General features: G+C 52.3%; 1 pseudogene. It reads left to right on the top strand.

From position 1 onward, the window contains the following. Window positions 1-2,202, top strand: a pseudogene (locus tag H4O18_RS22435) (hypothetical protein); the annotation flags it as partial.

Here is a 2,202-nt window from a genome sequence, read left to right as displayed (position 1 = left end):
CCGCCATTGCCGATCAGGTAACGATTACTGGAGCTGGAACCGCTGGTGATCCCTTCAAAGTGGAGGATCTATCCATTGTGACCGCCAAGCTTGGAGCCGATGCGGTGACCAATGCTAAATTGGCGGATGATGCGGTTCAGACAGAAAACATATTGAACGGAACTATACTTACCGAGGATATTTCTTCAGGTGGTAACGACAAGGTATTGGTTACCGATGCCGTTGGAACAGTGGAGTGGATCGACAAGTCGAGCTTTGCCGCCATTGCCGATCAGGTAACGATTACTGGAGCTGGAACCGCTGGTGATCCCTTCAAAGTGGAGGATCTATCCATTGTGACCGCCAAGCTTGGAGCCGATGCGGTGACCAATGCTAAATTGGCGGATGATGCGGTTCAGACAGAAAACATATTGAACGGAACTATACTTACCGAGGATATTTCTTCAGGTGGTAACGACAAGGTATTGGTTACCGATGCCGTTGGTACAGTGGAGTGGATCGATAAGTCGAGCTTTGCCGCCATTGCCGATCAGGTAACGATTACTGGGGCCGGGACTGCTGGTGATCCCTTCAAAGTGGAGGATCTATCCATTGTGACCGCCAAGCTTGGAGCCGATGCGGTGACCAATGCAAAACTGGCCGATAATGCGGTTCAGACAGAAAACATATTGAGCGGAGGTAACGACAAGGTATTGGTTACCGATGCAATTGGTACAGTGGAGTGGATCGATAAGTCGAGCTTTGCGGCCATTGCCGATCAGGTAACGATTACAGGTGCCGGTACCGCTGGGGATCCCTTCAAAGTGGAGGATTTATCCATTGTGACCGCCAAGCTTGGAGCCGATGCGGTGACCAATGCTAAACTGGCCGATAATGCGGTTCAGACGGAAAACATATTGAACGGAACTATACTTACTGAGGATATTTCCTCTGGCGGTAACGACAAGGTATTGGTTACCGATGCCATTGGTACAGTGGAGTGGATCGACAAGTCGAGCTTTGCCGCCATTGCCGATCAGGTAACCATTACTGGTGCCGGGACCTCTGGAAATCCTTTCAAGGTGGAGGATCTATCCATTGTGACCGCCAAGCTTGGAGCCGATGCGGTGACCAATGCTAAACTGGCCGATAACGCGGTTCAGACAGAAAACATATTGAGCGGAGGTAATGATAAGGTTTTGGTTACTGATGCCGTTGGTACAGTTGAATGGGTTGATAAATCATTGTTGAACTCTGATAATCAAGGTATAAGTAGTTCGGTAGTAAGTGCAAATGAATCAGTTAATATAGCACTTGAAAGAGGAGGTAATACAACTATAGACATTCGTGATGCGGATGATGATCCCACTAATGAAATAGAATTGCCTGGAGGAGGAACAGGTGGACAAGTTCTTTCTACCGATGGGTCCGGAATATATTCTTGGGTTGACCCAGATACCGGTCCACAAGGTCCTGCTGGCCCACAAGGTCCTCCTGGAAATGATGGAGCTACCGGAGCCACCGGAGCCAAGGGAGATACTGGTGATACAGGAGCCACTGGAGCACAAGGCCCAACAGGAGATACCGGTGCTACCGGAGCCAAAGGGGATACTGGTGGTACAGGAGCCACTGGAGCGCAAGGTCCAACAGGAGATACAGGAGCTACCGGAGCCCAGGGTCCAACAGGAGCACAAGGTCCAACCGGAGCCAAGGGAGATACTGGAGACACAGGAGCCACCGGAGCCAAAGGGGATAGTGGTGATACAGGAGCCACTGGAGCGCAAGGTCCAACAGGGGATACCGGTGCTACGGGAGCCAAAGGGGATACTGGTGATACAGGAGCTACTGGCGCGCAAGGTCCAACAGGAGATACAGGAGCTACCGGAGCCAAGGGAGACACAGGAGCCACCGGAGCCAAAGGGGATACTGGTGATACAGGAGCCACTGGAGCCCAAGGTCCAACAGGAGATACAGGTGCAACCGGAGCCCAGGGTGCAACCGGAGCCCAGGGTCCAACAGGAGCCAAGGGAGATACTGGAGACACAGGAGCCACCGGAGCCAAAGGAGATACTGGTGATACAGGAGCCACTGGAGCCCAAGGTCCAACAGGAGATACAGGAGCTACCGGAGCCCAGGGTCCAACAGGAGCACAAGGTCCAACCGGAGCCAAGGGAGATACTGGTGATACAGGAGCCACTGGAGCCCAAGGTCCAACAGGAGATA

This window comes from Arenibacter arenosicollis (assembly GCF_014397245.1).
GTDB lineage: Bacteria > Bacteroidota > Bacteroidia > Flavobacteriales > Flavobacteriaceae > Arenibacter > Arenibacter arenosicollis.
Note: the sequence above shows the minus strand (reverse complement) of the source record. Positions and strands in the feature narration are given on the sequence as shown.